We start from the raw sequence: 25,870 nt of genomic DNA, 5'->3' as shown, positions 1-25,870 counted from the left end.
CGTTGGCGCGTGCTCATCTTCGTTCGCGCCGACCCGACGACCGAGTCCCCCCGCCGGATCCTCCGTCGCTACTACGACGACATCATCGGCCGATACCACGGCCGCCCTGCGACGGCCGCCGAGATCGAGGAGACGCTCGTCGACGAGCCGAGCGACGATCTGCAGGGCGAGACCGGAGCGTTCATCGTCGCGCGCGACGGCGAACGGGTACTCGGTTGCGCCGGGGTGCGGTACGTCGACCACGAGGTCGGCGAGCTCACGCGTGTCTTCATCACGGCGGAGGCGCGCGGCCGCGGCCTCGGAGCGGACCTGATCGGCGAGGTCGAGCGCGTGGCGGCGCAGCACGGAGTGCGGCGGATGCGACTCGACGTGCGCGGCGACCTCGTCGAGGCGCAGCGCCTGTACCGCCGCGCGGGCTACCGAGAAGTGCCGGCGTTCAGCGATGCTCGCTACGCCGACCTCTGGATGGCGAAGGAGCTCGACGCGCCGAGATGAGCGGGCCGGAACACGGCGAGTGAAGCCGAAAACGAGAACGGCCCGGCCTCCGAAGAGACCGGGCCGCGATTGCTCCCCCACTTGGACTCGAACCAAGAACCTACCGGTTAACAGCCGATTGCTCTGCCAATTGAGCTATGGAGGATCGCTTGTTCAGCGATGGATACTCTAGCAAAAGGTTGGCCCGACTCCCAATCCGAGGCCGCCTCGACAATGCCATGGGCGACGCCGGCAGGCTCAGTAGCCCGCCACGGGATCGATCCGGCCCACGAAGTCGCCGTCGCCGAGGAACGCGAGCACGTTCTGCGAGATGCGCTCGGCGAAGAGCGGCACCGTCATCTCCTCGGTGTCGGCGACGTGCGGCGTCACGATGCAGCCCGGCGCCTGCCAGAGCGGATGCCCCGTTGGCAGCGGTTCGGGGTCGGTGACGTCGAGTCCGGCACCGCCGAGGTGACCGGACTCCAGGGCGTCGACGAGCGCCTCGGTGTCGACGAGTCCGCCGCGCGCGACGTTGACGAGCACGGCACCGCGGGGCATCCGCCGCAGTTCCGCTTCGCCGAACAGTCCTCGGGAGTCGCCCGTGAGGGCCGCCGCGAGCACGACCACGTCGGCGTCGTCGAGCGCCTCGCCGAGCTGTGCCGTCGGCAGGGTGCGCTCCGCCCCGGCCACCGGCTCCGTGCTTCGCCGCACGACCGTCACGTGAGCCCCGAACGGAGCGAGCAGGCGGAGCAGCTCGACGGCGATGCCGCCGGCGCCGACGATCACGACGTTCGCACCGTAGAGCGTACGGCCGAGCTCGTCGACGTGCCAGGACGTCGCCCGGAGGCGCCGCGGCACCTCCCTGAGCACCGCGAGCACGAGCATGAGCGCGTGCTCGGCGACGGGCTGCGCGTACGCGCCCTTCGCGCTCGTCCAGACGCGACCGTCACCGGCGGCGTGCCTGATGAGCCCGGCGAACGCGTCCACACCCGCCCAGGGCAGCTGCAGCCATGCGATCGAGGGGTGCTCGTCGAGCACACGCGCGAGTTCGCCGCCTCCGGATGACGCGGTCCACACGAGCCCGCGCGTCGCCGCCGTCAGCGGTGCGACGACGCCGCCGACACGCTCGATCGCATCGACGAACGCCGCCTCCGCCGTCGGCAGGATCGCGATCGGCCCTGACTCGACCGGCGTCGGGGCGGCACGATGCTCCTCGCCCGCGCCCGGCACGACGCGATGGCGCACGCGCGGCACCGGCACCGCGGCATCCGTCATACCGAAGGACCCAGATCGAGGTCGTCGATCACCGCGTGGCCGGCGTCGAGTGCGCCGGCGAGAGCCTTCACGTACGGGTGCCGAGGATCGTCGAGCACCTCGTCGATCGTGCCGATCGCCACGAGACGACCCCGGTCGAGCACCGCGACGCGCTTCGCGGTGCTGCGCAGCACGGGCAGGTCGTGGCTGATGATGACCGCCGAGAAGGTGTGCTCGCGCTGGAGTTCGCCGATCAGCTGGGCGACGACATCTCGCACCGTGAGATCGATGCCGGCCGTGGGCTCGTCGGCGATGAGCACGGAGGGCCCCAGCACGAGCGCGCGCGCCAGCGCGACCCGCTGCCGCTGCCCGCCCGAGAGCTCGTACGGGTACAGGTCGAGCTTGCCGAGCGGGAGCCGCACGCCGTCGAGCATCGTCGCGACCCGCGTCGCGAGGGCACGCGCGTTGTAGCGGTGATCGCGCTCGAGGATCGGCTCCCCGATGATCTCGGCGACGGTGCGGTCGGCGGGCAGCGTCGACGCGGCGTCCTGCGGCAGGTAGCCGACGTGGAACTGGTACTCGGGGAGCTTCCGCTTCGGGATGCCGCGCAGCGACTGCCCGAGCACGGTGGCGTCGCCGCCCGTGATGAGCGGCCGACCCTCGGCCGAGCGCGTGTCGAACGCGACGCCCGAGAGCAACCGCGCGAGCGTGCTCTTGCCGCTGCCCGCGCTGCCCAGCAGGCCGAGCACCTCGCCCGGAGCCACCGAGAAGCTCAGCCCGTGCAGGGCGACGTGTGCGGGACTCGGACCCTTCGCCGGATACTCGACCGACAGGTCGTCGAGCACGATCGGGTAGCCGTGGGCGGCACCACGCATCAGACGGCCTCCCGGAGGCGGCGCAGCTCTTCGCGACGCTCGGCCTGAGCGACCGGATCGGGAACCGGGAGCGAGGCGAGCAGCCGCTGCGTGTACGGGTCGCTCGGTGCGCCGAGCACCTCGGCACCCGTGCCCTCCTCGACGAGGGAACCGCGGTAGAGCACCGCGATGCGGTCGGCGAGGATGTCGACGACGGCGAGGTCGTGGCTGATGAAGAGCGAGGCGAAGCCGAACTCGCGCTGCAGCTCTGCGAAGAGCTCGAGCACGCGGGCCTGCACCGAGACGTCGAGCGCCGACGTCGGCTCGTCGGCGATCAGCAGCTCGGGCTCGAGCGCGAGCGCACGCGCGAGGCTCGCGCGCTGGCGCTGCCCGCCCGAGAGCTCGTGCGGGTAGCGATCGCCGAAGGCCTTCGGCAGCTGCACCGCCTCGAGCAGCTCATCGACCCGCTTGCGCGCCGCCGCGGGGTTCGACGCCCGGCCGTGGATGACGAGCGGTTCGGCGACGCACTCGGCGATCGTCAGCAGCGGGTTGAAGCTCGATGCCGGGTCCTGGAAGACGAACCCGATGCGACTGCGCAGCGGCCGGAACTCGCGCTCGCGCACGCCGTTCATCTCATGGCCGAGCACGCGCAGCGAGCCGCCCGTGACCTTCGTCAGGCCCGCGATCGCACGGCCGATCGTGGTCTTGCCCGAGCCGGACTCCCCCACCAGCCCGAGCACCTCGCCCGGACGGATCACGAAGTCGACGCTGCGGACGGCCTGGAAGCCCGGGCGCCCGAAGCGGCCCGGGTAGACGATCTCGAGACCGGATGCCTCGACCACCGGCGCCTGCTCGACCCAGTCGGCGGGTCGTCGCGCCGCACGTTCGATCGCGCTCGCCGTGCCGGTGCCGACGTACGGCACCGCTGCGAGCAGGGCCTTCGTGTACTCGGCCTTCGGCGATGCGAAGAGCGTCTTGGCGTCGGCCTCTTCGACCACCTTGCCCTGGTACATCACCGCCACGCGGTCGGCGAGGTCGGCGACGACGCCCATGTTGTGGGTGATGAGCACGATGCCCATGCCGAACTCGTCGCGGCAACGGCGGAGCAGGTCGAGGATCTCGGCCTGCACGGTCACGTCGAGGGCCGTGGTCGGCTCGTCGGCGACGATCAGTCCGGGGTCGAGCACGAGCGCCATGGCGATGACGATGCGCTGCTTCTGCCCGCCCGAGAACTGGTGCGGGTAGTGGTCGATGCGGTGCTCGGGGTCGGGGATGCCGACGCGACCGAGGATCTCGATCGCCTTCGCCCGGGCATCCTTCGCCGAGATCGAGGAGTGGGCGCGGAGGCCCTCGATGATCTGCCAGCCGACGGTGTACACGGGGTTCAGGGCGCTCGAGGGCTCCTGGAACACCATCGCGACATCCGTGCCCCTGACGGCCCGCAACTGCTTCTTCGACAGCGATACGACATCGCTCTCGGCGGTGCCGGCCTTGTTCGAGAGGATGACCGCTCCGCTCGCGGTGGCCGTCTCGGGCAGCAGGCCGAGGATCGTCTTCGCGGTGACGGTCTTGCCGGAGCCCGACTCGCCGACGATCGCGAGGACCTCGCCGCGCTCGACCTTCAGCGAGACGTCGTCGACGGCCTTGACCGCGCCGGCGTCGGTGGCGAACGAGACGCCGAGTCGCTCGATGTTGACGACCGTGCTCATGAGCGGACCCCGATTCCGTGTTCGTCGAATGATTCGCCGTCTTCGAGACCCGCGAGACCTCCGGGGCCGGCGACGAGCGTGCCGCCGGGGACCACGGATGTCTCGGCGACCTCGCCCGAGGCCTGGGCGACGCGTCGACGGCCGCGCAGGCGCGGGTCTGCGAGGTCGTTCAGGCTCTCGCCGACGAGCGTGATGCCGAGCACCACGAGCACGATCGCGAGGCCCGGGTAGAGGGCCGTCCACCAGATGCCGCTCGAGACGTCGGAGAGCGCCTTCTGCAGGTCGTAGCCCCATTCGGCGGCGGCTGTGGGCTCGATGCCGAAGCCGATGAAGCCGAGGCCCGCGAGCGTCAGGATCGCCTCGGACGAGTTCAGCGTGAAGATGAGCGGCAGCGTTCGGGTCGCGTTGCGCAGCACGTGCCGGAACATGACTCGGCTGTTGGAAGCACCGAGCACCTTCGCCGACTCGACGTACGCCTCGGCCTTGATGCGCACCGTCTCGGCGCGGATCACGCGGAAGTACTGCGGGATGAACACGACCGTGATCGAGATGGCGGCCGCGAACACTCCGCCCCAGAGGTTCGATTGACCTCCGGAGATCACGATCGCCATGACGATCGCGAGGAGGAGCGACGGGAAGGCGTAGATGGCGTCGCAGACGACGACGAGCACCTTGTCGAGCCAGCCGCCGAAGTATCCGGAGACGAGGCCGAGCAGCACGCCGGCGAAGAGCGAGAGGGTCACCGCGATGATGATGACGAGAATGGCGGTCTGCGCCCCCCACAGCACACGCGAGAGCACGTCGTAGCCGCCGACGGTCGTGCCGAAGAGGTGCTCGGCCGAGGGCGGCTGCTGGCTGCCGAACGGCCCCGCCGCGTCACGCAGCTGCGCGAACCCGTATGGGGCGATGAGCGGAGCGAAAATCGCAACGAACACGAAGAGGCCGGTGAGCACGAGGCCCGCGATGAGCATTCCGCGCTGGAGGCCGACGCTCTGGCGCAACTGGTGCACGACGGGAATGCGGTCGCGGAGGCGCCGCTTCGGTGCGCGGATGACGGTGTCGGTCGACATGTCAGTACCTCACCCTCGGGTCGATGAGCGCCGCGATGATGTCGACGATGAAGTTGGTGAGCGCGACGATCACGGCGAGCAGCGCTACGATGCCCTGCACGGCGACGAAGTCGCGAGCCTTGATGTACTCGACGAGCTGGAACCCGAGCCCGTTCCATTCGAACGTCGTCTCGGTCAGCACCGCGCCGCCCAGGAGGAGTGCGATCTGGAGTCCGATCACCGTGATGATCGGAATGAGTGCCGGGCGGTAGGCGTGCTTGCGCACGAGCCGGTACTCGCTCACGCCGCGTGAACGCGCGGCGTCGACGTAGTCGGTCGAGAGCGTGCCGATGACGTTGGTGCGCACGAGCCGGAGGAACACGCCCGCCGTGAGGAGGCCGAGCGCGATGGCGGGCAGAACGGCGTGTGCGAGCACGTCGCCGAGCACCGCCGGATCTCCCGTCATGATCGCATCGATCGTGTAGAGCCCCGTCTTGTTCGGCAGCAACTCCATCTGGAGCTGCGCACCGACCGAGGCCCGCCCTGCCACCGGCAGCCAACCGAGCCACACCGAGAAGATGAGCTTCAGCAGCAGGCCCGAGAAGAAGACCGGCGTGGCGTAGCAGAGGATGGCGAACACGCGCAGCGCGGCATCCTGCCCCTTGTCGCGGAAGTACGCGGCGATGAGCCCGAACGGGATGCCGACGACGAAGGCGACGAGGAGGGCGTAGAACGCGAGCTCGAGGGTCGCGGCGCCGTAGGTGACGAGGATCTCGGTGATCGGGCGGTTGTCGGTCAGCGAGGTGCCGAAGTTGCCCGTGGCGATCTGCCCGAGGTACTCGAGGTACTGCACGATCAGGGGCCGGTCGTAGCCCGCGGCGTGGATGCGCTCGGCGAGTTGGTCGGCCGGGAGCTGCCCGCCGAGCTTCGCGGTGATCGGGTCGCCGGTCGAGCGCATGAGCACGAATACCAGGGTGACCAGGATGAACACCGTCGGGATGATGAGGAGGGCCCGCACGATGATGTAGCGGCCGAGGCCGCCACCGGAGGATCTGGGTGGTCTCCGTTTTGCGGGGGACGCGCTACTGGCGGGCGCCGTCGTCGTTGAGGTCAATGTTCGCCAATCGGGTGAGGCTCGAATGCGGATGGCCCGCTCCGGAGAGCGGGCCATCCGTTCCTTGCGTAGAAGTGACTCTAGCCGTTCAGCCGGCTCAGCCCTTCGACAGTGCCGCGTAGCGGAACTTGAACGAAGCGTCGAGCGTCTGGTCAGCGCCCTCCACGTCGGTGCCCGTCACGGCGACCTGAGCGCCCTGCAGGTACGGCACGGTCGACAGGTCGGCCGCCACCTTCTGCTGGATCGACTCGATGTCGGCGGTGCGCGTTGCGGGGTCGGGCTCGGAGGCCTGCTTGATGATCAGGTCGTTGACTTCCTGGTTCACGTAGTGGTTCCCGAGGAAGTTCTCGATCAGGAAGAACGGCGTGACGTAGTTGTCGGCGTCCGAGTAGTCGGGGAACCAGCCCAGCTGGTAGGCCGGGTACACGTCGGAGGTGCGGTCCTCGGAATACTGCACCCACTCGGTGGTCTGCAGGTTCACCGTGAACAGGCCGGTCGACTCGAGCTGGTCCTTGATGAGCGCGTACTCGTCGGCCGACGAGGGGCCGTAGTGGTCGTTCGAGTACTGCAGGTTCAGCTCGATCGGAGTGGTCACGCCGGCAGCCGTGAGGCGCTCGGCGGCCTTGTCGGCGTCGGGCGCACCCTGGCCGTCGCCGTACATCTCGACGAGCGGCTCGACCGCACCTGCGATGCCGGCGGGCACGTAGGAGTACAGCGGCGTGTAGGTGCCCTTGTAGACCTGGTCGGCGAGCTCATCGCGGTCGATGAGGTCGGCGACGGCCTGACGCACGGCGAGTGCCTTGGCCGGGTCGGCCTCGGGCGTCTTCGCGCCGTACGGCTGCGTGTCGAAGTTGAAGACGATGTAGCGGATCTCGCCACCGGGGCCCTCGACCACGTTGACCTTGTCGTTGCCCTTGAGGTCGTCGATGTCGGTCGCGGAGAGGCTGCGGTAGGCGACGTCGATGCCGCCCTCCTGCACGTCGAGCTTCAGGTTCGACGACTCGGCGTAGTACTTCAGGTTGACCGTGTCGGTCTTCGCCTCGGCGAGAAGGCCCTTGTACTCGGGGTTCTTCTTGAACGAGATGAGCGTGTTGAAGTCGTAGCTCGCGATCGTGTACGGGCCTGCGAAGGCGTTCGCCGCGACGATGTCGTCGTCGGGCGTCAGCTCGTCGGCCGCGAAGACCTCGTCATCGACGATGGCGCCCGGGAAGCTCGTGAGGATGAGCGGGAAGACCTGGTCGTTCTCGGCCTTGAGGTGGAAGACGACGGTCGTGTCGTCGACGACCTCGGTGCTGTCGAGGTTGTAGAGCAGGCTCGATGCGCCGTTGGGGTCGGCGATCGCGATCTGGCGGTCGAACGAGAACTTGACGTCGTCGGCCGTGAGGTCGTTGCCGTTGGCCCACTTGAGGCCTGCGGGAAGCTTGACCGTGTACTCGGTCGGCGAGGTGAACTCGGCCGACTCCGCGAGGTCGGGGACGACGTCGGTGCTCTGGTAGTCGGTGTTCAGCAGGTACGGGAAGACCTGCGTCTGCACGGCGAGCGAGCCGTTGTCGTACGAGCCGGCCGGGTCGAGCGTGGTCACCTTGTCGGTCGTGCCGACGGTGATCGAGCTGCCCGAAGCCTCGTCTGCCCCGCCACCGGCGGAGCAGCCGGCGAATGCGAGGGCTGCGGCCGAGAGACCGGCCACTGCGACGAGGCCGCGCCGCCCGTTCTTGGATGCGGATGTCATATCCGTCTACCTCTTCCTGTCAGGACTGAATCGCGCTGCGCAGTGCGCAGTCGCGTTTTCGTATCCCCAAGACGTAGCACACAGCCTCGAAATGGTGCTCGGAGCGACGGCTCTCCGGCGGAATGTTTACCGTTCTGCAACCTTGGACGCAACCGATGCGCGTGATCGGCCGTCTTCGGCGCGGATCACCTCAGTCGGCCCTGAGGGCTCGCCGCTCGCTCTCGATCTCGACGAGGGCGCGCTGCAGGGCCGCATACGCGGCGGCATCGGTGCGGTCGGTGCGTTGCAGTCGCCCGAGCAGCTCGGACTTCTGCCGCAGCAGCTCACGATCGACGAGCGCACTCACCACGCCCTGCACGTACACCGTGAGCTCGGCCTCGCTGCGGTGCGGCATCGGCGCGACCGCGAGCTGCTGCACGAGGCTCGCGAACGGCGCGGGCACCTCGGCGACGACCCGGTCGACGCGCACCTGCGGATCGGACGAGGCGAGCACCGAGGCGATGCCGTCGCGGATCACCGCGAGCGACGGATTGCCGAAGCGGCAGTCGATCGCGTGGCGGAGCAGGTCGGCGCCGACGGTGCCGGGATGCTGCACCATCGCCTGGAGGGCGTCGCGTTCGAGGCGGGTCGCGGGGTCGTTCGGCAGCTGGGTGATGGAGAACGGGCGCTCGGGGACCTCCGCCGCCTCGCCGTTGCCGCCGCCGGCGGTGACGGATGCCGCGGGCTGGCCGGAGCCCGCCTCCCCCGACTTCGACCGGCTCGATGCCGAGCGCACCGCGCGCGTGACCTCGCCGAGCTCGACGCCGAGCATGCGGGCGAGCTCGCGGGTGTACCCGGGCCGCAGCGCGGGGTCGCGGATGTCGGCGACGACGGGAGCCGCCGCTCGCAGCGCGGCCACCCGACCCTCGACCGTCTCGAGGTCGTAGCGGGAGAGCGTGTGCTTGATGACGAACTCGAACATCGGCGTGCGCGACTCGATGAGGGTCCGCACGGCGGCGTCGCCGCGCGCGAGGCGCAGGTCGCACGGGTCGAGCCCGTCGGGGGCGACGGCGACGAACGTCTGGGCGGCGAAGCGCTGCTCTTCGCCGAAGGCGCGGATCGCCGCCTGCTGGCCGGCGGCGTCGCCGTCGAACGTGAAGACGACCTCGCCGACGCCCGAGGCATCGCCGAGCACGCGGCGCAGCACCTTGATGTGGTCGACGCCGAACGAGGTGCCGCACGTCGCGATCGCCGTCGTGACACCGGCGAGATGGCACGCCATGACGTCGGTGTACCCCTCGACGACGACGACCCGGTGGGTCTTCGAGATGTCGCGCTTGGCGAGGTCGAGCCCGTAGAGCACCTGCGACTTGTGGTAGATCGCGGTCTCGGGGGTGTTCAGGTACTTGGGGCCCTTGTCGTCGTCGAGCAGGCGCCGCGCGCCGAAGCCGACGGTCTGGCCGGTGACGTCGCGGATCGGCCACACGAGCCGGCCGCGGAATCGGTCGTAGACGCCCCGATCGCCCTGGGACACGAGACCCGAGGCCGAGAGCTCCTCGGTCGTGAAGCCGCGACCCTTGAGGTGATCGGTCAGGGCGTCCCAGCTCTTGGGCGCGAAGCCCACGCCGAAGCGCCGGGCGGCCTCGGCGTCGAAGCCGCGCTCGCCGAGGAACCGGCGACCGACCTCGGCGTCGGGCGCGCCGAGCCGTTCGACGAAGAACTCGGCCGCCGCCTGGTTGGCGGCGAGGAGCCGCGCCCGGTTGCCGTGGTCGGATGCCTGACCGCCGTCTTCGTAGTGCAGCTCGAATCCGATGCGGCCCGCGAGTCGCTCGACCGCCTCGGTGAACGAGACGTGGTCCATGCGCTGCAGGAACGAGTAGACGTCGCCCGACTCGCCGCAGCCGAAGCAGTGGTAGTAGCCGAGCCCCGGGCGCACGTGGAAGCTCGGGCTGCGCTCGTCGTGGAAGGGGCAGAGGCCCTTCATCGAACCGACGCCGGCGGACTTCAGGCTGACGTGCTCGCCCACGATGTCGGCGATGTTCGTGCGGGCCTTCACCTCATCGACATCGCTCTGTCGAATTCGGCCCGCCATGGCTCTCATCCTAGTTCGCTGCCGGGCATCGAACGCCGAACACCCGACGCGTCACTGCTGCACGAGGCGCTCGTACCAGGCGAGGGCCGACTGGTCGGTGAGGCTCGCGACCTGATCGACGACGACGCGCTTGCGTGCGGTGTCGTCACCCGCGGCCTGCCAGTCTTCGGCGAATCCCGCATCGAGGTGCTGCTCCCCCGTCGCGAGCAGCACATCGGCCAACGCCGTGAGCACCTCGCGCTGCTGGTGGTAGATCGGCTGGCGCGTGTTCTTCGACATGACGTACGCCGCGACGATGCCCTTCAGCACCGCGATCTCGGCCTGGATCTCGCGCGGCACGATGACGTCGGCGTCGAAGCGGATGAGGCTCGCGAGCGGGAACGCCGATCGGGTCGCCGAGGTCGCGGCGTGCGCGAAGCGGCCGATGAGCTGGCTCGTCAGGTTCTTCAGGCGACCCTGGTCGAATCGGCTGCCGTTCCACGTGTCGAGCCAGCCGTCGAGCGAGTCGAGGCGATCGAACGCGGCGATGAGCTCGTCGTGGGTGATCGAACCGCCGACCCACTCGTGCATCGACGTGACGAGGTTCTCGTGGTCGACGCGCGCGCCGAGGGCGGCGACGTCGATGTAGCCGTTGACGATGGCGTCTTCGAAGTCGTGCACCGAATAGGCGATGTCGTCGCTGAGGTCCATGACCTGCGCCTCGATGCAGAGTCGGCGCTCGGGGGCGCCGGCGCGGAGCCAGCGGAACACCTCGGTGTCGCTCTGGTAGAAGCCGAACTTGGCGCGGCCGGAAGGGTCGGCGACGCTCGTCGCCTCGGGCCACGGGTACTTGCAGCTCGCGTCGAGGCTCGCACGGGTGAGGTTCAGGCCGTAGCTGCGCCCATCGGGCCCGAAGACCTTGGGCTCGAGCCGCGTGAGCAGTCGCAGGGTCTGCGCGTTACCCTCGAAGCCGCCGATGTCGGCCGCCCAGGTGTTGAGCGCCTTCTCGCCGTTGTGACCGAAGGGCGGGTGCCCGAGGTCGTGGGCGAGGCACGCGGTGTCGACGACGTCGGGGTCGAGTCCGAGGCTCGAGGCGAGCTCGCGGCCGACCTGCGCGACCTCGAGCGAGTGCGTGAGGCGGTTGCGGGCGAAGTCGAGCCCGGCCGTGGGGCTCAGCACCTGGGTCTTCGCCGCGAGCCGGCGGAGCGCGCTCGAGTGCAGCAGGCGGGCACGGTCGCGCGCGAAGTCGCTGCGCCGCGAGGAGTGCTCTTCGGGGAGCCAGCGCTCGGTGTCGGCGGCCTCGTAGCCGCCGAAGAGTGGTTCGCGCATGCTCAGCCGCCGCTCGTATCGAGTTCGGCGTCGACGAGCGTCACGCGGTCGTGGCCGGCGAGCTCCTGCGAGTCGAGCCAGCCTTCGGGCAGTGCCGGCTTCTTGGGCGTGCCGGCGCGGCCGCGCGGCCCCTCGGCGCCTTCGCCCGGGTAGGGCATCGACCAGTCGAGCGTGCCGAGCAGTTCGTCGAGCTGCACGAGCGACTCGACGGTCGCGAGACGGGCACGCAGGTCGCCCCCGACGGGATAGCCCTTGAAGTACCAGGCGACGTGCTTGCGGATGTCGCGGCACCCGCGCTCTTCGCTGTCGAAGAACTCCGTGAGCAGCTCGGCGTGACGACGGAAGGTCTGCGCGACCTGCCCGAGCGACGGGTGGAAGCTCTGCGACTCGCCTCGGAACGCCGCGGCGAGGTCGCCGAAGAGCCACGGACGGCCGAGGCATCCGCGCCCGACGACGACGCCGTCGCAGCCGGTCTCGGCGACCATGCGGAGCGCGTCGTCGGCCGACCAGATGTCGCCGTTGCCGAGCACGGGCACGCTCGTGACCGTCTCTTTGAGCCTCGCGATGGCCGACCAGTCGGCCTGGCCCGAGTAGAACTCGGAGGCGGTGCGCGCGTGCAGCGCGACGGCGGCGACGCCCGCGCCCTCGGCGATGCGGCCGGCCTCGAGGTAGGTGAGGTGGTCGGCGTCGATGCCCTTGCGCATCTTGATGGTGAGCGGGGTGTCGCCGGCAGCCCGCACCGCGCCCTCGACGATGTCGCGGAAGAGCCCGCTCTTCCACGGCAGCGCGGCGCCGCCGCCCTTGCGGGTGACCTTCGGCACGGGGCATCCGAAGTTCAGGTCGATGTGATCGGCCCGGTCTTCGGCGACGAGCATGGTGACCGCCTCGGAGACGGTCTTCGGGTCGACGCCGTAGAGCTGGATGGAGCGCGGCGTCTCGGACTCGTGGTGCGTGATGAGGCGCATCGACTCGGGCGTTCGCTCGACGAGCGCGCGCGAGGTGATCATCTCGCTGACGTAGAGGCCGGCGCCGAACTCGCGGCAGAGGCGACGGAAGGCCGTGTTCGTGATGCCGGCCATGGGGGCGAGCACGACGGGCACATCGAGTTCGAGCCCGCCGATCGTGAGCGGGCCCGCTGGAAGCGTGGTGGTTGAGGACATCACCGTCGATTCTCCCAGAGATCGGGGCGCACTCGCCCGCTTCGGCCGTGCGCGCCTAGGATTCTCGGCAGGACGAGGCTGGGGAGGACCACATGGCGGAGCTCACGGGCGCGGATCGGGTGCGAGCGGATGCCGCAGCGCGCGGGCTCGAGGTCGAGATCATCGAGCGTCCGGCGGCGCGCAGTCTCGAGGAGGCGGCCGAGCTCATGGGCATCACGCCCGGCGACATCGTGAAGTCGCTCGTCGTCAAGCGCAGCGACGACACGTACGTGTTCGCCCTCGTGCCGGGCGGCCGCAAGATCTCGTGGCCGAAGCTTCGCGCGGTCGTCGGCGTGAACAAGCTCCAGCTGCCCGACGCCTCGCTCGCGCTCGCCGCGACGGGCTACGAGCGGGGAACGATCACGCCGCTCGGTTCGACCACGGCGTGGCCCGTCGTCGCCGACGCCTCGATCTCGGGGCGGCGGGTCTCGATGGGGGCCGGCGAGCACGGTCGCAGTCTCTTCGTCGACGCCGATCGGCTCATCGACGCATTCGGCGCGACCGTGGCCGACATCTCCGACCCCGAGTAGCGCGAGCCTGCCCCGCGTGGGCGGCCCCCAGATGACGTGAATCGACCCTCCGTGCGCGTCTCGGGGTCGATTCACGTCACTTCGCGGTCGGAGGAATGAAGCAGACGTCGCCCTCGCAGACCATGGCCGACGGGTCGCCCGTGATCATCGCGAAGGGCGCGGGCGCAGCGGCATCCGTGGTCGCGGTGTCGGCCTCGCTCACGCGACGGCGCCGTCGCGCTCGCCGGCGATCTGGCTGAGCGCCTGGGCGAACACCTCCGCGGGCTGCGCGCCCGAGATGCCGTACTTGCCCTCGATGACGAAGAACGGCACGCCGTTGATGCCGTAGGCCTGCGCCTGGGCGATGTCGGCCTGCACGGCCGCGGCGTATCGGCCCGACTCGAGCGCCTCGCGCGCAGCGTCGGCGTCGAGGCCGATCTCGGCGCCGAGCTGGACGAGTTCGTCGATGCGACCGACGTGGCGGCCCTCGGTGAAGTACGCGCGCAGGAGTCGCTCGGTGAGCTCGAGCTGCAGGCCGTGCTCCTTGGCGAAGTGCAGCAGCTCGTGCGCCTTCAGCGTCTTGGTGTGCTGCAGTGCGTCGAAGTCGTAGTCGAGTCCGGCGGTCGCGGCGACGCCCGTGACGTGCTCGAGCATCTGCTGCACGCGCTCGGCGGGCATGCCCTTGTGCTTGGCGAGGAAGTCGATCTCGGACCCCTCGAAGTCGACCGGGGTATCGGGTGCCAGCTCGAAGGAGTGGTAGGTGATGTCGACCTCGGGTGCATCGTCTCCGAGCGAGGCGATGCCGCTCTCGAGGTGGCGCTTGCCGATGTAGCACCACGGGCACGCGATGTCGGACCAGATGTCGATCTTGATGGGTTCACTCACAACGTATGCGAACGGATGCTTCGGCCCCCGTATTCCCGCGTCGATCACCGCGTCTGCACGCCTCGTCGATCAGCCGGGCGAAGCTCCACGATCCGGCCCGGTCTAGGGTGAACGGATGCCTCACCCCGCCGATCCCGCACGCGACCTCGCGCCGCGCCGCATCCTCGTCGCCGGAGCGAGCGGGGCCGGCAAGTCAACGCTCGCGCGGCGGATCGCCGCAGCATCCGGGCTGCCGTTCCAGGAGATCGACGCGCTCTTCCACGGAGCCGACTGGACGCCGCGTCCGAACTTCGTCGCCGACGTCGACGCGTTCACCTCGCAACCCGGCTGGGTGACCGAGTGGCAGTACGAGTCGGTGCGCGAACTGCTCGCCGACCGGGCGACCACGATGCTCTTCCTCGACTACTCGCGAGCGCGCGTGATGCGACAGGTCGTCGTCCGCACGATGCGCCGCCGAGTGCGCCGCGAGGAGCTCTGGAACGGCAACCTCGAGCCTGCGCTGACCACGATCTTCAGCGACCCCGAGCACATCATCCGCTGGGCGTGGAACACGCACGCCAGCCGGAGCGCGCTCGTCGACGACGCTGCCGGCCGGCGCCCGCACCTCGAGGTCGTGCGGCTGCGGCATCCGCGCGAGACCGAGGCGTGGCTGGCCGCGACGTACCCCTTCCATCCGGCGCGTTAGCGATATATCGTTGAGTATCGCTCAATCGTGAACCGGGAGGAATCATGAACGGACAACGTCCGACAGGTGGATTCGGTGCAGCAGGTTTCGGCGGCGAACGCGGCTTCGGTGCCGGCAGCCCCGGCGCGGCGATCTGGGAGGCGATGGAGCAGCTGCGCTCCACGTTCGATCCGCGACCGGGAGTGAAGCGGATGGCGCGCGGCGACGTGCGCGCGGCGGTGCTGGCCCTGCTCGCCGAACAGCCGATGCACGGCTACCAGATCATCCAGGAGATCGAGGAGCGCAGCGGCGGCACGTGGAAGCCGAGCGCCGGCTCGGTCTACCCGACGCTGCAGCTGCTCGCCGACGAGGAACTGATCGTCGCCGAAGAGCTCCGCGGCCGGAAGACCTACTCGCTCACCGACCTCGGCCGAGCAGAGGCGGAGGCCGCGGCCGACCGCGCAGCCCCATGGGAGTCGTCGTCGCCCAACGGCAGCGAACAGCACCGCGCGCTCTCGAAGGCGGCCGTCGAACTCGCCGCCGCGGCAGCGCAGCTCGGCCGCAGCGGAACTCCCGAGCAGGTGAAGCAGGCCGTGACCGTGCTCGACGACACTCGTCGCGCGCTGTACTCGATCCTCGCCCAGAGCTGACCCGTGCCGCCCCTGCTTCCCCATCGAGGAGCCGGCGAGCGGATGGCGCGATGAGCGACGGCGCCCGCCGGGCGCGCTCACGCCGCATCCTGACGTTCGCGGCGCGGCGACTGGTCCAGCTCTGGTGGTTCGAGCTCGCGCTGCCGAGGCTGGGCCTCGCCGGCATCGCCGAGCGCTCGCGCGAGCGTCGGATCCGGCGACTCGCCGAGGACTTCCGCACGCTCGCCGTCGAGCTCGGCGGGCTCATGATCAAGGTCGGGCAGTTCCTCTCATCGCGCCTCGACGTGCTGCCGCCCGAGATCACCTCGGAGCTCGAGGGATTGCAGGACGAGGTACCGCCGGTGCCCTTCCCCGCGATCCGCGTCCTCGCGGAAGCCGAGCTCGGTGCACCCCTCGACCAGGTCTTCGAGCGGTTCGACGAATCGCCCGTGGCAGCGGCCTCGCTCGGCCAGGTGCACCGCGCCCGGTTGTCCGACGGTGATGCCGAGGAGACCGGACTGCGCGATGTCGTCGTCAAGGTGCAGCGCCCCGGCATCGACGAGATCGTCGCCGTCGATCTCGCCGCCCTCCGCCGCGTCGCCGGATGGCTGCGACGGGTGCGCATCGTGTCCGACCGAGTGGATGCCCCGGCGCTCGTCGAGGAGTTCGCGCAGACGAGCCTCGAGGAGATCGACTACCTGCACGAGGCCGCGAATGCCGAGCGCTTCGCGGAGTCGTTCGCCGCAGACGACCGCGTGTACGCCCCGGCCGTGGTGTGGGAGCGGATCACCCGTCGGGTGCTCACCCTCGAAGACGTCACGGCGATCAAGATCAACGACACCGATGCGCTGCAAGCGGCCGGCATCCCGCCGGCCGACGTCGCCCGGGTCTTCGCCGAGATCATGTTCGACCAGGTCTTCACGCACGGCTTCGTGCATGCCGATCCCCACCCGGGCAACATCTTCGTCACGCCCCTGCCCCGCGCGAGCGATCGAGGCGACGGGTCGAGCGGCGCAGCTCCGTCGTGGCGGCTCACCTTCGTCGACTTCGGCATGATGGCCGAGGTGCCGACCGAGTTGCGCTCCGGACTCCGCGCACTCGTCATCGCCGTGGCCGCCCGCGACGGTCAGGCCATGATCGAGGCCGCCCGCGAGATCGGGGTGCTCATGCCCTCGGCCGAGACCGGCGAACTCGAGCGCGCGCTCGCCCAGCTGTTCGCCCGCTTCGGCGGCATGGGCTTCGCCGAGCTGAAGCACGTCGATCCGCGGGAGTTCCGCGAGTTCGGCGAGGAGTTCGGCGACGTCATGCGTTCGCTCCCGTTCCAACTGCCCGAGCACCTGCTCCTGCTGATCCGGTCGATGGCGCTCACCTCGGGCATGTGCAGTGGTCTCGACCCCGAGTTCAACGTGTGGGACGCCGTCGAACCGTATGCGGCGCGGCTCCTCGACGAGGAACGGGGCGACGTCGTGCGCGATCTCGCCGCCGAGGCGATGAAGAGTGCAGCACTCCTCTGGAGCATGCCGCAGCGTGCCGACGCGCTCATCACGAAGGCCGATCAGGGGCGGCTCTCGTTCGACACCTCGCGTCTCGAACGCCGTCTCGACCGGCTCGAGGGCGTCGCCCGCCGCGTCGTGTCCGCCGTGCTGTTCGCCGCGCTGCTGATCGGCGGCGCAGTGCTCGTCGCGCCGAATCCCGTGCTCGGAACGACGCTGATGATCGCCTCGGCCCTGCCACTGCTGCATGCGTTGTTCGCCGGGGTGATCGGCCGCCGCGGACGCCGCTAGACGCGTCGTCTCGGGCCGCACGGAACGAGTGCAGACACTCGTGTCGGGTGACCCCGCACTCCTCCGCTAGCCTCATCCGCATGAGTGTTCGCGGGTTCACGACGGCGTCTACGGTGACTCGGGATCGGCTCGCACTCGCGCTCGCCCCGGCGCTCACGCCCGATGGCCCCGTCGCCAGCCCGAGCTTCTTCCACGGCTTCGCGACCGAGCCGCAGGTGCTGGCGCGCGGACTGCTGTCGCTCGCCGACATCACCGCCACCCGGTACTTCAAGTACACCCCGACCACGCAGCGCGATCCCGTGCTCACCGCCCACGGAGATCGGCTCCGGGCGGAGGTGTTCTCGGCCTGCAACAGCGTGTACGCACGACTCGACCTGCTCGGCTCCGGCCTCGACGGCGGTGACGTCTCGCACGGGACCACGAACGTCGACATCGGGATGGCCACGCGACGTGCACTCGCCTCGGTCGGCAGAGGCGAGTTGTTCCACCTCGATGTCGGCCGCCATGGGCTGAACGTGGCCACGCCCTCCGCTACGGCGACCGAGCGGCCGGTCGAGATGCCGGATCGTTGGGTCCACGCGCTCGGCAACGTCGCGGAGATGCACCGTCGTCTCGCTCGGGCCTTCACGCTCGATCGGGCGGCGGCGCGCACCCTGCTCACGTCGGTCCCGGCGGCGACGGCTGCCGCATCGGCCGGCTGGCTCACGCCCACCGCTGCCGGATTCCGCATCGCTCCCCGGCGCACCACCGGCGCGGTCCACGTGCACGGGCTGCATCGTCTGAGCGCCGTGAAGCGCCTGCTCCCCCATGTGACCGGCATCAGCGTGTACGGCCCCGCCGACGGGGAGCCCGGGACCACGGCGTTCGAGATCGACCTTCCGCACGCCCGCCTGCTGCTCGGCATCACGAAGGAGGCGTGGCGAGGGTTCTCGGGCGAGGGATCGCTGCTGTCCGCGCTGGCGCGTCCCGAGGTCTCGGAGCACGCGGCGCTCGTCTCGGCGCTGCTGGCGTTCGAGCCGGTGATCGACGTCGAGCGGTTGCGTCTCGAGTCCGGTCTCACGACGGCCGAAGTGGAGTCCGGCCTCGCCGTGCTCGCCGCCTCAGGACGTGTCGGCTGGGATGTGCATGCGAACGCCCATTTCCACCGCGAGCTGCCCGACGATCCCGACCGGGTCACGCGCGACAACCCGCGCGTGGGGGCCGCGCGGCGACTCGTCGAGCAGCACCTGGTGGAGCGCGGCAGCGAACCCGGCGAGTGGCGCGTTCACGCGGGCACTCGAGCCGAGCCCGTCACCTACACCGTGCGCCGCGCCGATGGCGGCTCCCTCTGCAACTGCACGTGGCGGCTTTCCGGCGCCCGGGATCGAGGCCCGTGCAAGCACGAACTCGCCGTGCAGATCCTGATGGTGGAGACCCAGTGACCGATGCCCTCACCCGATCCCTCGAGCTGTTCCGCGACCTCGGCTGGGCCGACGCCGAACAGTCCGCCGCGCTCGAGCTCCCGGTCGGAACCGAGGCGCAACGGCGCGAGGCCCGCGCCGGACTGCAACGAGGCGACTGGAACGAGTGGGTCTCGGAGGGCGACTCGCTCTTCCGCGAATCCGTGGTGGGCGAGATCGACCACGGGATGCTCGCACTGTTCGCGATCCGCGTGGGTGCCGACGCGCGACGTGCGGAGGCCGTTCTCGGCGGGCCGCATTCCGTGCCGGATCAACTCGCCACCGAGGTCCTCGCGACCCGCGGTCCCGACTTCGCCCTCGCCTTCACGGCGCGCGCCTGCCGCTCGAATCGGCGCCCCTGGGAGCACGCGACGTCCGTTCACGCCGGTCGCGCGGTGCGCCTGGTGCACCACCACGAGTTGCCCGTGCCCGAGAGCGTGGAGTACCTGAAGGACTGGGCCGTGTACGCGGCCGTCGCGCTCGGCCGGCAGCCGGAGCTGCACCCCGCCGGTCGCGGCGCGATCGACGCTGCGGTGATCCGCTCTCGATTCGTCGATCATCTCCGGACCGGGGTCGCGGTCGGCGCTCCGGCGACCGGACCGTTCGGCGACGTGGTCGCCGCCGGCGTCGAACAGGGCTGGATCGAGCGCGACGAGGCGGTGTCGCTGGTGCTCACCGCGCTCGACGCCGCACAGCGCCCTGGCGATCGCAAGGTGTGGGCGGGCGTCCTCACCGGTTCGCTCGCACTCACCGACGCGGAGCTCGTCGCGCACGCGGACGCACTCCTCGGAGTCCTCAGCCATGCCGAGGCTCCCGTGATCTCGGCCCTCGCACCCGCCATCATCGAGCACGGCGATGAGCACCAGGCCGCCGACGTGCTGTCGCTCTCGCTCGCCGCGAACTCGAAGGCCGCCCGTAGGGCCGTGCTCGATGCCGCCCTGCGCCGCTCGCAGCGGCTCACCGGTGAAGCGGCCGAAACCGCCTCGCACGCCCTGACGCCGATCGCGTCGGGCCGGGACGCCTCCCTGGCGAAGGCGGCGCTGGCGCTCCAGGAGCGTTGGGGCGTCGAGACCCGCGCCGTCCCGGAGCCCGAGACCACGACGATCGCGTGGCAGCCCACCCCCGCCGTGTGGACGGTTCCGCGGTTCCAGCTGCCGGCCGTCTCCACCGCCGCGCTCGCCGAGGCCGCGGGCGTCCTGTTCTCGCGCCCTGACGGTGCCGAAGACGTCGACGTCGACCGGTTCCTCGAACTCGCCAACGCCGTCGCGCGGAGCGATGCCGACGCGACTCGCGCGGCACTGCGCGGCGTGAAGCAGAACTGGCGCGCGGGCGTGAGCGCGGTCGGCGACCTGATCGCCGGCACTCGCATCCGCATGCTCGACCGGTTGGTGCAGCCGGGTGACGACGACTGGCGACGCGATGTGGTGTTCTCCCCGGTCTCGGCGCGCGAAGCCGCCGTCGTCCAGCGGCTCGGCGAGGTGCCCGCGCTGCTGTCCACCCCGACATGGGACGACCTCCGGATCGCGCCCGACGATCTCGTCGAACGCCTGCGCGACTACCGCTCGGCCTCCGCCACGGCCAGCGAGGCCGATCTGCTCCTCGCGCTGCTCCGCCTCGACCTGACGCTCATCGAGCAGCGGCACCTCGACGCGCTCGCCCTGTTGGACGTGCCCGTCGTGCTGCAGTCGGGTGAACCGATGACGATCACCGCCGGCCCGGCGACGATCGCGTACGCGCTCGATCCGTTGGTCGAGCCTGCGCAGATGCAGGACGAAGACGGTGATTGGCGCCGTGCGGAAGCCGCCCTCCCGGCGTCGCTGACCCCGTTTCCCCGACGGATCGACACGACGAACTACGGCTGGGGCACGCCCGTCGAGCTGCCGATGTGGGGCGACGGTGCCTTCTCGGGCGACGGGCTCGAAGCCGGAAGCGGGTTCGAATGGCGACAGCTCGCGCGTCGTCAGGCCCCCCTCACCCCGCGCCTCGCCGCCCGGATGCTCGGCGGCCTCGGCTCGCCGCATCCGCGCGCCGCCACCGACATGTTCGACGGGGTGATGCTGGCGTGGGCTCGCGGGCTGCTGCAGCCGGGAGTGGCCGATCTCGACCTGCTCGGCCGGGGCGCCCCCGGCGGCGCGCAGCTCGCGCGCGTCGCGCTCGAGCTGAGCGAAGCCGGTCTCGGTTCGCTCGTCTGGCCGCTCCTCGACGATTTCGTGGGCGCATCGCTCGGATCGGTTCGGATGACGCCGGGCACCGCGGAGATCGTCGAGGCGATCGGCACCCTGCTTCCCGGCGCGAAGGACGCCGTCACGGCGGGCATCGCCGCTGCGACGGTCCTCGACCTTCCGCACACGCGGGCCCTCGCCGCACGCACCGGTTCCTCGCGCGCTGTCGCCGCCGCGAAGGCGGTCGTCGGCGAACTCCCGGCAGCGAGTGCCGCCGCCGACACGGATGCCGCGTCGCCGAAACCCGCTCCCGATCTCGATCTCGATCTCGACGCGATCTGGCCCGTCGGAGACGGCGGTGGCGCTGCCGTCGATGACGGCATCCCGCTCTCCTCATCGGCGCATCTGCGCGGGTCGAAGCGCTTCGTGCCGATCGAGTTCGCCCTGGGCGAGGCACCCGAGGTGCGCTACCGGTCGCTCATGTCCTGGTCGTACGCCCTCGACCACGAGGGCCAGCTCGACGCCGACACGGTCGTGGGCGACGAACGCCGCTGGCTGCAGTGGGATGAAGCAGCCGGCCGGATCGTCCCCTCCGAGTTCCGCGACCGCAGCGCGGGCAAGCACGGCCCGTCGAGCAGGGTCGCCGTTCCGCCGTTGACCGTGCTCATGGTCGCGGTCGTCCTGGCCTCGCTGTGCTCCGACGTCGAGTCGCGCTATAGCGTCGACTCGATGGTCGCGAACCGCAGGTTCTCGGCCGAGTCGGTGCGCCTGGCCGCAGCACGACTGCTGCCGCTGCCCGACATCACTCCCGCGCGCATGATGGGCTCGATCGAACGCGAGCTGCGCGCACTTCCGGTGCTGTGGCCGCTGCTCACCGAGTCCGTCCGCTACGCCTCGGCGCAGCCGAAGCCGCCGTCGTGGCTGAACCGCGTGCTCGACGTCGCGCTGCTCCGGGCCCCGGTGCTGCGTGCCGCCGCGACGGCCGGCCGGATCCCCGCCGTGCACGCCGTGTGGCCGGGTCTGGCGGAGCTCGCGGCGCGGCCGGGCTCGGGCGCCGCGTTCACCAAGGCGCGCAAGCTCGTCATCGAGCTCGGCCTCGGCTGACGCCGACCGACGACCGACGACGGAGCCGGCTCAGCCGCCGTTCGTTCCGGCGCTCTTCGACCGTGGCCAGTTGCGGGAGACCCAGACGACGAAGACCGCCACGACGGCGAACGCGAGCGAGATGACGAGCACCCAGAACGAGACCCCGAGATACCCGTCGTCCTGCCGTTCGGGGTTCAGGAACGGATAGGGGTACCACGTCTGCACGAGCTTCACCTGGTCGTAGACCAGCGGACCGCGGAGCAGCGTGTACGCGACCCACGCGATGGGGAACGCGAGGATGATCCAGACCCGCTTCCACTCGAGCCTCCGCCGCCCGGGTGCGAAGAGCCAGTCGGCGAGGAGGAACACGGGGGCGATCACGTGCATGACCTCATTGGTCCACGGATGCGGGTCTTCCGCGGCTCCCGTCACCGCGATGCCGCGCAGCAGCAGGTTGTAGACGAGGCCCGTGATGACCATGTACGTCGTCGCGCACGCGCGCACGACCGCGAACCAGGTCGGATCGGGCAGCCGCCCGGCGACCGCGAGGCCCGCACCGACGAGCAGCACGATCGCCGCGAGCACGTTCGACTCGATCGTGAAGTAGCTGATGAAGTTGACGTTGAGGGTGACGAGGTCGGCATAGCCCTCGTCGATCCACGACCCGTACGCCCCCTGGTACGTGACGATCGTCGCCGCGATGACGGCCACGGCCATCACGCATCGGAGCACCGCCCAGACGATGGGGAAGGCGCGATGCCGGGAGACTGCCGTGGGCACGGGTGCAGTGGAGACGGTCACGCCGCCAGCGTAGCGCCGGCCGGGCGGAGTCGCCCCGTCACGCGCGGCTCGCGCGGACCTCGGACGCCTCGGCCGCCTCAGCTCGCGGTCGGCGCGTCGATCGCCCCGCCGAAGCGACGGTTGCGCCCGGCGTAGAGCTCGATGGCCTGCCAGAGGTCGACCCGCGAGAAATCGGGCCACAGCGTGTCGAGGAACACCATCTCGGCGTACGCCGACTGCCAGAGCATGAAGTTCGAGGTGCGCTGCTCCCCCGAGCTGCGCACGAAGAGGTCGACGTCGGGCAGGTCGGGCACGTAGAGCCGCTTCGCGATGAGCTTCTCCGACACGGCCGACGGACGAAGGCGACCGGATGCCACGTCGTCGGCGATCGATCGAACGGCGTCGGCGATCTCGGTGCGCCCGCCGTAGTTCACGCACATCGTGAGGGTCAGGGTGTCGTTGCCCGCCGTCAGCTGCTCGGCGACCTGCAGCTCCTTGATGACCGAGGCCCAGAGGCGCGGGCGCCGGCCCGCCCAGCGGATCCGCACGCCCCACTCGTTGAGCTGATCGCGCCGGCGGTGCAGCACGTCGCGGTTGTAGCCCATGAGGAAGCGCACCTCTTCGGGCGAGCGCTTCCAGTTCTCGGTCGAGAACGCGTATACCGAGAGGTGCTTGACGCCCGCCTGGATGGCACCGGCGACGACGTCGAGCAGCGCCATCTCGCCGGCCTTGTGCCCCTCGATGCGCGTGAGCCCGCGGCGGTTCGCCCACCGCCCGTTGCCGTCCATCACGATCGCGACGTGCGCGGGCACGGCACCCTTCGGCAGGGCGGGCGGGTAGAGCCCGGTCCAGTCGAGCGGCCGGTAGGGCACGGCGTCGCGATGTGTGTAGGGCTTCGGGCTCACTGGGCGGTCGTCTCTCTGGATACGTGCGGCAGCGAGCGGAGGCCCCGCTCGAGGTGCCACTGGGTGTAGGCGGCGATGATGCCGCTGGCCTGGCCGCGGTCGCGGTCGCTCGACGCCTTCGCGAACGCCCAGTCGCCGGCGAGCAGCGCGCCGAGGAGCGCCACCGTGGAGCCGGCGATGCGCGGTGTTCCGGGCGGGGCGCACTCGTCGCAGACGACGCCGCCGAGTTGCACCACGACGGCCGTGTGCTCGCCGACCTTGCCGCAGCGCGCGCAGTCCTGGAAGCTCGGCGCCCATCCCGCGAGGGCGAGGGCGCGCAGCAGGTAGGAGTCGAGGGTGAGGCTCGCACCGTGCTCGTGCCGGGAGAGCGAGCGCAGGGCGCCGACGAGCAGCAGGTACTGCTGCAGGGAGCCCTCGGCCTCGGTGAGCTTGTCGGCGGCCTCGACCATGGCGTTCGCGGCCGTGTAGGCCGAGTAGTCCTGCGTGATGAGGGCGCCATAGGAGCCGAGCGACTCGGCCTGCGTCACGACGTCGAGGCTCCGGCCCTCGTAGAGCTGCAGGTCGGCGACCATGAACGGCTCGAGCCGCGAACCGAACTTCGAGCCCGTGCGTCGCACGCCCTTGGCGACGGCGCGGATCTTGCCGTGCTGCCGCGTCAGCAGGGTGACGATGCGGTCGGCCTCGCCCAGCTTGTGGGTGCGGAGCACGACGGCTTCATCTCGGTACACGGGCACCCTTCATTCTCCCACCCCGCACGGTCGAACCGCCCGAAGCGGATGCCGCGGCGACCCGATTCCGCGTGCTTGACTGGGCCCATGGGAGAGATCCTCGTCACGGGAGCGACCGGAACGGTCGGGCGCCGGCTCGTCGAGCGTCTCCGCGACCGCGGAGACACGGTGCGGGCGCTCAGTCGCCGCAGCGAGCCCGGGCTCGTGACAGGCGACCTCGCCACCGGCGAGGGCATCGAGCAGGCCGTCGACGGAGTCGACACCATCGTGCACCTGGCGACCACGAATCGAGACGACTCCGGCATCGCCCATACCCTCGTGACGGCGATCGGCTCGGAATCCCGACCTCATCTCGTGCTGCTCTCGATCGTGGGCATCGACCGCAACCCGCTCGCGTACTACCGCGGCAAGCTCGCGACCGAGTCGGTGGTGACCGCTTCGGGTGTGCCGCACACGATCCTGCGGGCGACCCAGTTCCACACCTTCGTGGCATCCATGCTCGACGCGCAGCGGTACTCCCCGGTCATCGCGGCGCCATCGATCAGCCTGCAGCCGATCGACGTGGGCGATCTCGTCGACCGGTTGGTCGAGCTCGTCGACTCGGCTCCGGCCGGGCGCGTGCCCGACATCGGCGGCCCCGAGGTGCGCACGTTCCGTTCGCTCGCCGAGGCGTATCGCACGGCACGAGGCGCTCGTCGCCCGATCATGCCGCTGCGCCTCCCCGGTGCGACGTTCCGCGCCTATCGCTCCGGCGCCGCCCTCGTTCCCGACGGGCAGACCACGACCGTCACCTTCGAGCAGTTCCTCGCGGCGCGTGATTCACTGGTGCCGTGAGCTCCGCACTCTTCGTCATCCCCCTCTGGCTCGACCTCACCGCCGTGGCGATCGGAGCCATCCAGGGCGCGATGTTCGCGGCCCGTCTCACCGAGCGCCGCATCGACCTGCTCGGCGTCGCGCTCATCGGCGTGCTCGTCGGACTCGGCGGCGGTCTCCTCCGCGACGTCCTGCTGAATCAGCCGCCGGCGGCGATCTTCGACAACTGGTACATCCCCGTCGCGACGGCGGCGGCCCTGCTCGGCATGCTGCTGCTCCGGGTGTTCACGCGGCTCAACGGGCTCATCATCGCCCTCGACGCGGTCACGATCGGCCTCTTCGGCGCGATCGGCACGACGAAGGCGCTCGCCTACGGCGCACCGGTCGTACCGGCGGTCTTCGTCGGCGTGCTCTCGGCCGTCGGCGGCTCGATCCTGCGTGATGTCGCACTGAACCTGCCGATCGCGCTCATGCACGTCGGCTCGCTCTACGCGATCGCGGCGACGGTGGGTGCGGCGCTCCTCGTCGTGCTCGTCGCGCTCGGCGTCAACGTGCTCGTGGCGGGCAGCGCCTGCGTGGTCGTGACCACCTTGATCAGGCTCGGCTCCGTGCGGTTCGGCTGGAGCCTTCCCGAGCAGCGGGCGCTCGGCTCCTGGAAGGTCTGGCGCCGGGCCTGACGCCCGCGCCCTGAACGAGCGGATGCCGCGTGCACACCTCGTGCACGC

23 protein-coding genes and 1 tRNA gene are annotated in these 25,870 nt (G+C 70.5%); 9 read left to right on the top strand and 15 right to left on the bottom strand.

The features are described from left to right. Nucleotides 1-9 precede the first annotated feature (9 nt). On the top strand, nt 10-495 hold the full coding sequence (locus ACFTQE_RS02800; RefSeq protein WP_376923624.1) for a GNAT family N-acetyltransferase: 486 nt from the start codon (nt 10-12) through the stop codon (nt 493-495). 72 nt (nt 496-567) lie between these two features. On the opposite strand, the gene ACFTQE_RS02795 is transcribed toward ACFTQE_RS02800, so the two are convergent. The 10 genes from ACFTQE_RS02795 to dusB all read right to left on the bottom strand — a co-directional run bounded on the left by ACFTQE_RS02795 (nt 568) and on the right by dusB (nt 12,722). Then, nucleotides 568-640 (bottom strand) — tRNA-Asn (locus ACFTQE_RS02795). Nucleotides 641-732: 92 nt separating this feature from the next. Continuing rightward, nucleotides 733-1,749, bottom strand: coding sequence for a D-isomer specific 2-hydroxyacid dehydrogenase family protein (locus tag ACFTQE_RS02790; protein ID WP_376923623.1), 1,017 nt, complete (start codon nt 1,747-1,749; stop codon nt 733-735). After that, nucleotides 1,746-2,603 (bottom strand): ATP-binding cassette domain-containing protein, encoded by an 858-nt coding sequence (locus ACFTQE_RS02785; RefSeq protein ID WP_375832690.1) that lies wholly within the window; start codon nt 2,601-2,603, stop codon nt 1,746-1,748. The genes ACFTQE_RS02790 and ACFTQE_RS02785 overlap by 4 nt, the downstream gene beginning before the upstream one ends. Continuing rightward, entirely contained in the window at nt 2,603-4,291 is a 1,689-nt protein-coding gene (locus ACFTQE_RS02780) for an ABC transporter ATP-binding protein (RefSeq protein ID WP_376923622.1), read from the bottom strand. The genes ACFTQE_RS02785 and ACFTQE_RS02780 overlap by 1 nt, the downstream gene beginning before the upstream one ends. After that, on the bottom strand, nt 4,288-5,361 hold the full coding sequence (locus ACFTQE_RS02775) for an ABC transporter permease (protein ID WP_376923621.1): 1,074 nt from the start codon (nt 5,359-5,361) through the stop codon (nt 4,288-4,290). Before ACFTQE_RS02775 ends, ACFTQE_RS02780 begins: the two co-directional genes overlap by 4 nt. Nucleotide 5,362: 1 nt before the next feature. After that, nucleotides 5,363-6,454 carry an ABC transporter permease gene (locus ACFTQE_RS02770; RefSeq protein ID WP_376923620.1) on the bottom strand — a complete coding sequence of 364 codons (1,092 nt, stop codon included), beginning with the start codon at nt 6,452-6,454 and terminating at the stop codon, nt 5,363-5,365. Nucleotides 6,455-6,551: 97 nt separating this feature from the next. Continuing rightward, complete coding sequence (locus tag ACFTQE_RS02765; RefSeq protein WP_376923619.1) at nt 6,552-8,183, bottom strand: ABC transporter substrate-binding protein; 1,632 nt, start codon at nt 8,181-8,183, stop codon at nt 6,552-6,554. A gap of 190 nt (nt 8,184-8,373) precedes the next feature. Then, complete coding sequence (gene dnaG, locus ACFTQE_RS02760) at nt 8,374-10,254, bottom strand: DNA primase (protein WP_376923618.1); 1,881 nt, start codon at nt 10,252-10,254, stop codon at nt 8,374-8,376. Between the two features lie 51 nt (nt 10,255-10,305). Then, nucleotides 10,306-11,562, bottom strand: a complete 1,257-nt coding sequence (locus tag ACFTQE_RS02755; RefSeq protein WP_376923617.1) for a deoxyguanosinetriphosphate triphosphohydrolase — start codon at nt 11,560-11,562, stop codon at nt 10,306-10,308. A gap of 2 nt (nt 11,563-11,564) precedes the next feature. Next, nucleotides 11,565-12,722 carry a tRNA dihydrouridine synthase DusB gene (gene dusB / locus ACFTQE_RS02750; RefSeq protein WP_376923616.1) on the bottom strand — a complete coding sequence of 386 codons (1,158 nt, stop codon included), beginning with the start codon at nt 12,720-12,722 and terminating at the stop codon, nt 11,565-11,567. Between the two features lie 92 nt (nt 12,723-12,814). Here dusB and ACFTQE_RS02745 point away from each other — a divergent pair, with 92 nt between their 5' ends. Then, a complete protein-coding gene (locus ACFTQE_RS02745; RefSeq protein WP_376923615.1) occupies nt 12,815-13,291 on the top strand; it encodes an aminoacyl-tRNA deacylase in 477 nt (158 codons plus the stop codon). Between the two features lie 76 nt (nt 13,292-13,367). On the opposite strand, the gene ACFTQE_RS02740 is transcribed toward ACFTQE_RS02745, so the two are convergent. Next, the gene (locus ACFTQE_RS02740) at nt 13,368-13,493 is read right to left on the bottom strand and encodes a hypothetical protein (protein WP_376923614.1); all 126 of its coding nucleotides are present in this window, start codon (nt 13,491-13,493) and stop codon (nt 13,368-13,370) included. Further along, nucleotides 13,490-14,155: a DsbA family protein gene (locus ACFTQE_RS02735; protein WP_376923613.1), complete on the bottom strand. Its 666-nt coding sequence runs from the start codon at nt 14,153-14,155 to the stop codon at nt 13,490-13,492. Before ACFTQE_RS02735 ends, ACFTQE_RS02740 begins: the two co-directional genes overlap by 4 nt. Nucleotides 14,156-14,270: 115 nt before the next feature. On the opposite strand from ACFTQE_RS02735, the gene ACFTQE_RS02730 reads away from it, so the two are divergent. The 5 genes from ACFTQE_RS02730 to ACFTQE_RS02710 all read left to right on the top strand — a co-directional run bounded on the left by ACFTQE_RS02730 (nt 14,271) and on the right by ACFTQE_RS02710 (nt 21,937). After that, on the top strand, nt 14,271-14,840 hold the full coding sequence (locus ACFTQE_RS02730) for an AAA family ATPase (RefSeq protein ID WP_376923612.1): 570 nt from the start codon (nt 14,271-14,273) through the stop codon (nt 14,838-14,840). Nucleotides 14,841-14,884: 44 nt separating this feature from the next. Then, nucleotides 14,885-15,469 (top strand): PadR family transcriptional regulator, encoded by a 585-nt coding sequence (locus tag ACFTQE_RS02725; RefSeq protein WP_376923611.1) that lies wholly within the window; start codon nt 14,885-14,887, stop codon nt 15,467-15,469. A 50-nt stretch (nt 15,470-15,519) separates the two neighbouring features. After that, on the top strand, nt 15,520-17,232 hold the full coding sequence (locus tag ACFTQE_RS02720) for an ABC1 kinase family protein (RefSeq protein WP_376923610.1): 1,713 nt from the start codon (nt 15,520-15,522) through the stop codon (nt 17,230-17,232). A gap of 80 nt (nt 17,233-17,312) precedes the next feature. Next, complete coding sequence (locus tag ACFTQE_RS02715) at nt 17,313-18,653, top strand: SWIM zinc finger family protein (RefSeq protein WP_376923609.1); 1,341 nt, start codon at nt 17,313-17,315, stop codon at nt 18,651-18,653. Beyond that, complete coding sequence (locus ACFTQE_RS02710) at nt 18,650-21,937, top strand: DUF6493 family protein (protein ID WP_376923608.1); 3,288 nt, start codon at nt 18,650-18,652, stop codon at nt 21,935-21,937. Before ACFTQE_RS02715 ends, ACFTQE_RS02710 begins: the two co-directional genes overlap by 4 nt. A 30-nt stretch (nt 21,938-21,967) precedes the next feature. Here ACFTQE_RS02710 and ACFTQE_RS02705 read toward each other — a convergent pair whose 3' ends face one another. From ACFTQE_RS02705 to recO, 3 genes are all read right to left on the bottom strand, one after another. After that, nucleotides 21,968-22,720, bottom strand: a complete 753-nt coding sequence (locus ACFTQE_RS02705; protein ID WP_376923607.1) for a Pr6Pr family membrane protein — start codon at nt 22,718-22,720, stop codon at nt 21,968-21,970. Nucleotides 22,721-22,797: 77 nt separating this feature from the next. Continuing rightward, nucleotides 22,798-23,604: an isoprenyl transferase gene (locus tag ACFTQE_RS02700; RefSeq protein WP_375832656.1), complete on the bottom strand. Its 807-nt coding sequence runs from the start codon at nt 23,602-23,604 to the stop codon at nt 22,798-22,800. Next, nucleotides 23,601-24,338, bottom strand: a complete 738-nt coding sequence (gene recO, locus ACFTQE_RS02695) for a DNA repair protein RecO (RefSeq protein WP_074259199.1) — start codon at nt 24,336-24,338, stop codon at nt 23,601-23,603. Before recO ends, ACFTQE_RS02700 begins: the two co-directional genes overlap by 4 nt. 81 nt (nt 24,339-24,419) lie before the next feature. On the opposite strand from recO, the gene ACFTQE_RS02690 reads away from it, so the two are divergent. Both ACFTQE_RS02690 and ACFTQE_RS02685 read left to right on the top strand, forming a co-directional pair. Further along, complete coding sequence (locus ACFTQE_RS02690) at nt 24,420-25,166, top strand: SDR family oxidoreductase (protein WP_376923606.1); 747 nt, start codon at nt 24,420-24,422, stop codon at nt 25,164-25,166. Beyond that, the gene (locus ACFTQE_RS02685; RefSeq protein ID WP_375832652.1) at nt 25,163-25,822 is read left to right on the top strand and encodes a trimeric intracellular cation channel family protein; all 660 of its coding nucleotides are present in this window, start codon (nt 25,163-25,165) and stop codon (nt 25,820-25,822) included. The genes ACFTQE_RS02690 and ACFTQE_RS02685 overlap by 4 nt, the downstream gene beginning before the upstream one ends. Nucleotides 25,823-25,870: the final 48 nt, after the last annotated feature.

It is taken from the genome of Agromyces sp. NPDC056965 (assembly GCF_042673425.1).
In the GTDB taxonomy this organism is placed as follows: domain Bacteria; phylum Actinomycetota; class Actinomycetes; order Actinomycetales; family Microbacteriaceae; genus Agromyces.
The sequence above is the reverse complement of the archived record's forward strand: the minus strand, read 5'-3'. Positions and strand labels throughout refer to the sequence as shown.

What these genes read in the sequence shown, in the direction of transcription:
- ACFTQE_RS02790 (WP_376923623.1), bottom strand. Translation starts at nt 1,749, where the DNA reads ATGACGGATGCCGCGGTGCCGGTGCCGCGCGTGCGCCATCGCGTCGTG.
- ACFTQE_RS02785 (WP_375832690.1), bottom strand. Translation starts at nt 2,603, where the DNA reads ATGCGTGGTGCCGCCCACGGCTACCCGATCGTGCTCGACGACCTGTCG.
- ACFTQE_RS02780 (WP_376923622.1), bottom strand. Translation starts at nt 4,291, where the DNA reads ATGAGCACGGTCGTCAACATCGAGCGACTCGGCGTCTCGTTCGCCACC.
- ACFTQE_RS02775 (WP_376923621.1), bottom strand. Translation starts at nt 5,361, where the DNA reads ATGTCGACCGACACCGTCATCCGCGCACCGAAGCGGCGCCTCCGCGAC.
- ACFTQE_RS02765 (WP_376923619.1), bottom strand. Translation starts at nt 8,183, where the DNA reads ATGACATCCGCATCCAAGAACGGGCGGCGCGGCCTCGTCGCAGTGGCC.
- dnaG (WP_376923618.1), bottom strand. Translation starts at nt 10,254, where the DNA reads ATGGCGGGCCGAATTCGACAGAGCGATGTCGATGAGGTGAAGGCCCGC.
- ACFTQE_RS02755 (WP_376923617.1), bottom strand. Translation starts at nt 11,562, where the DNA reads ATGCGCGAACCACTCTTCGGCGGCTACGAGGCCGCCGACACCGAGCGC.
- dusB (WP_376923616.1), bottom strand. Translation starts at nt 12,722, where the DNA reads ATGTCCTCAACCACCACGCTTCCAGCGGGCCCGCTCACGATCGGCGGG.
- ACFTQE_RS02745 (WP_376923615.1), top strand. Translation starts at nt 12,815, where the DNA reads ATGGCGGAGCTCACGGGCGCGGATCGGGTGCGAGCGGATGCCGCAGCG.
- ACFTQE_RS02730 (WP_376923612.1), top strand. Translation starts at nt 14,271, where the DNA reads ATGCCTCACCCCGCCGATCCCGCACGCGACCTCGCGCCGCGCCGCATC.
- ACFTQE_RS02725 (WP_376923611.1), top strand. Translation starts at nt 14,885, where the DNA reads ATGAACGGACAACGTCCGACAGGTGGATTCGGTGCAGCAGGTTTCGGC.
- ACFTQE_RS02720 (WP_376923610.1), top strand. Translation starts at nt 15,520, where the DNA reads ATGAGCGACGGCGCCCGCCGGGCGCGCTCACGCCGCATCCTGACGTTC.
- ACFTQE_RS02715 (WP_376923609.1), top strand. Translation starts at nt 17,313, where the DNA reads ATGAGTGTTCGCGGGTTCACGACGGCGTCTACGGTGACTCGGGATCGG.
- ACFTQE_RS02690 (WP_376923606.1), top strand. Translation starts at nt 24,420, where the DNA reads ATGGGAGAGATCCTCGTCACGGGAGCGACCGGAACGGTCGGGCGCCGG.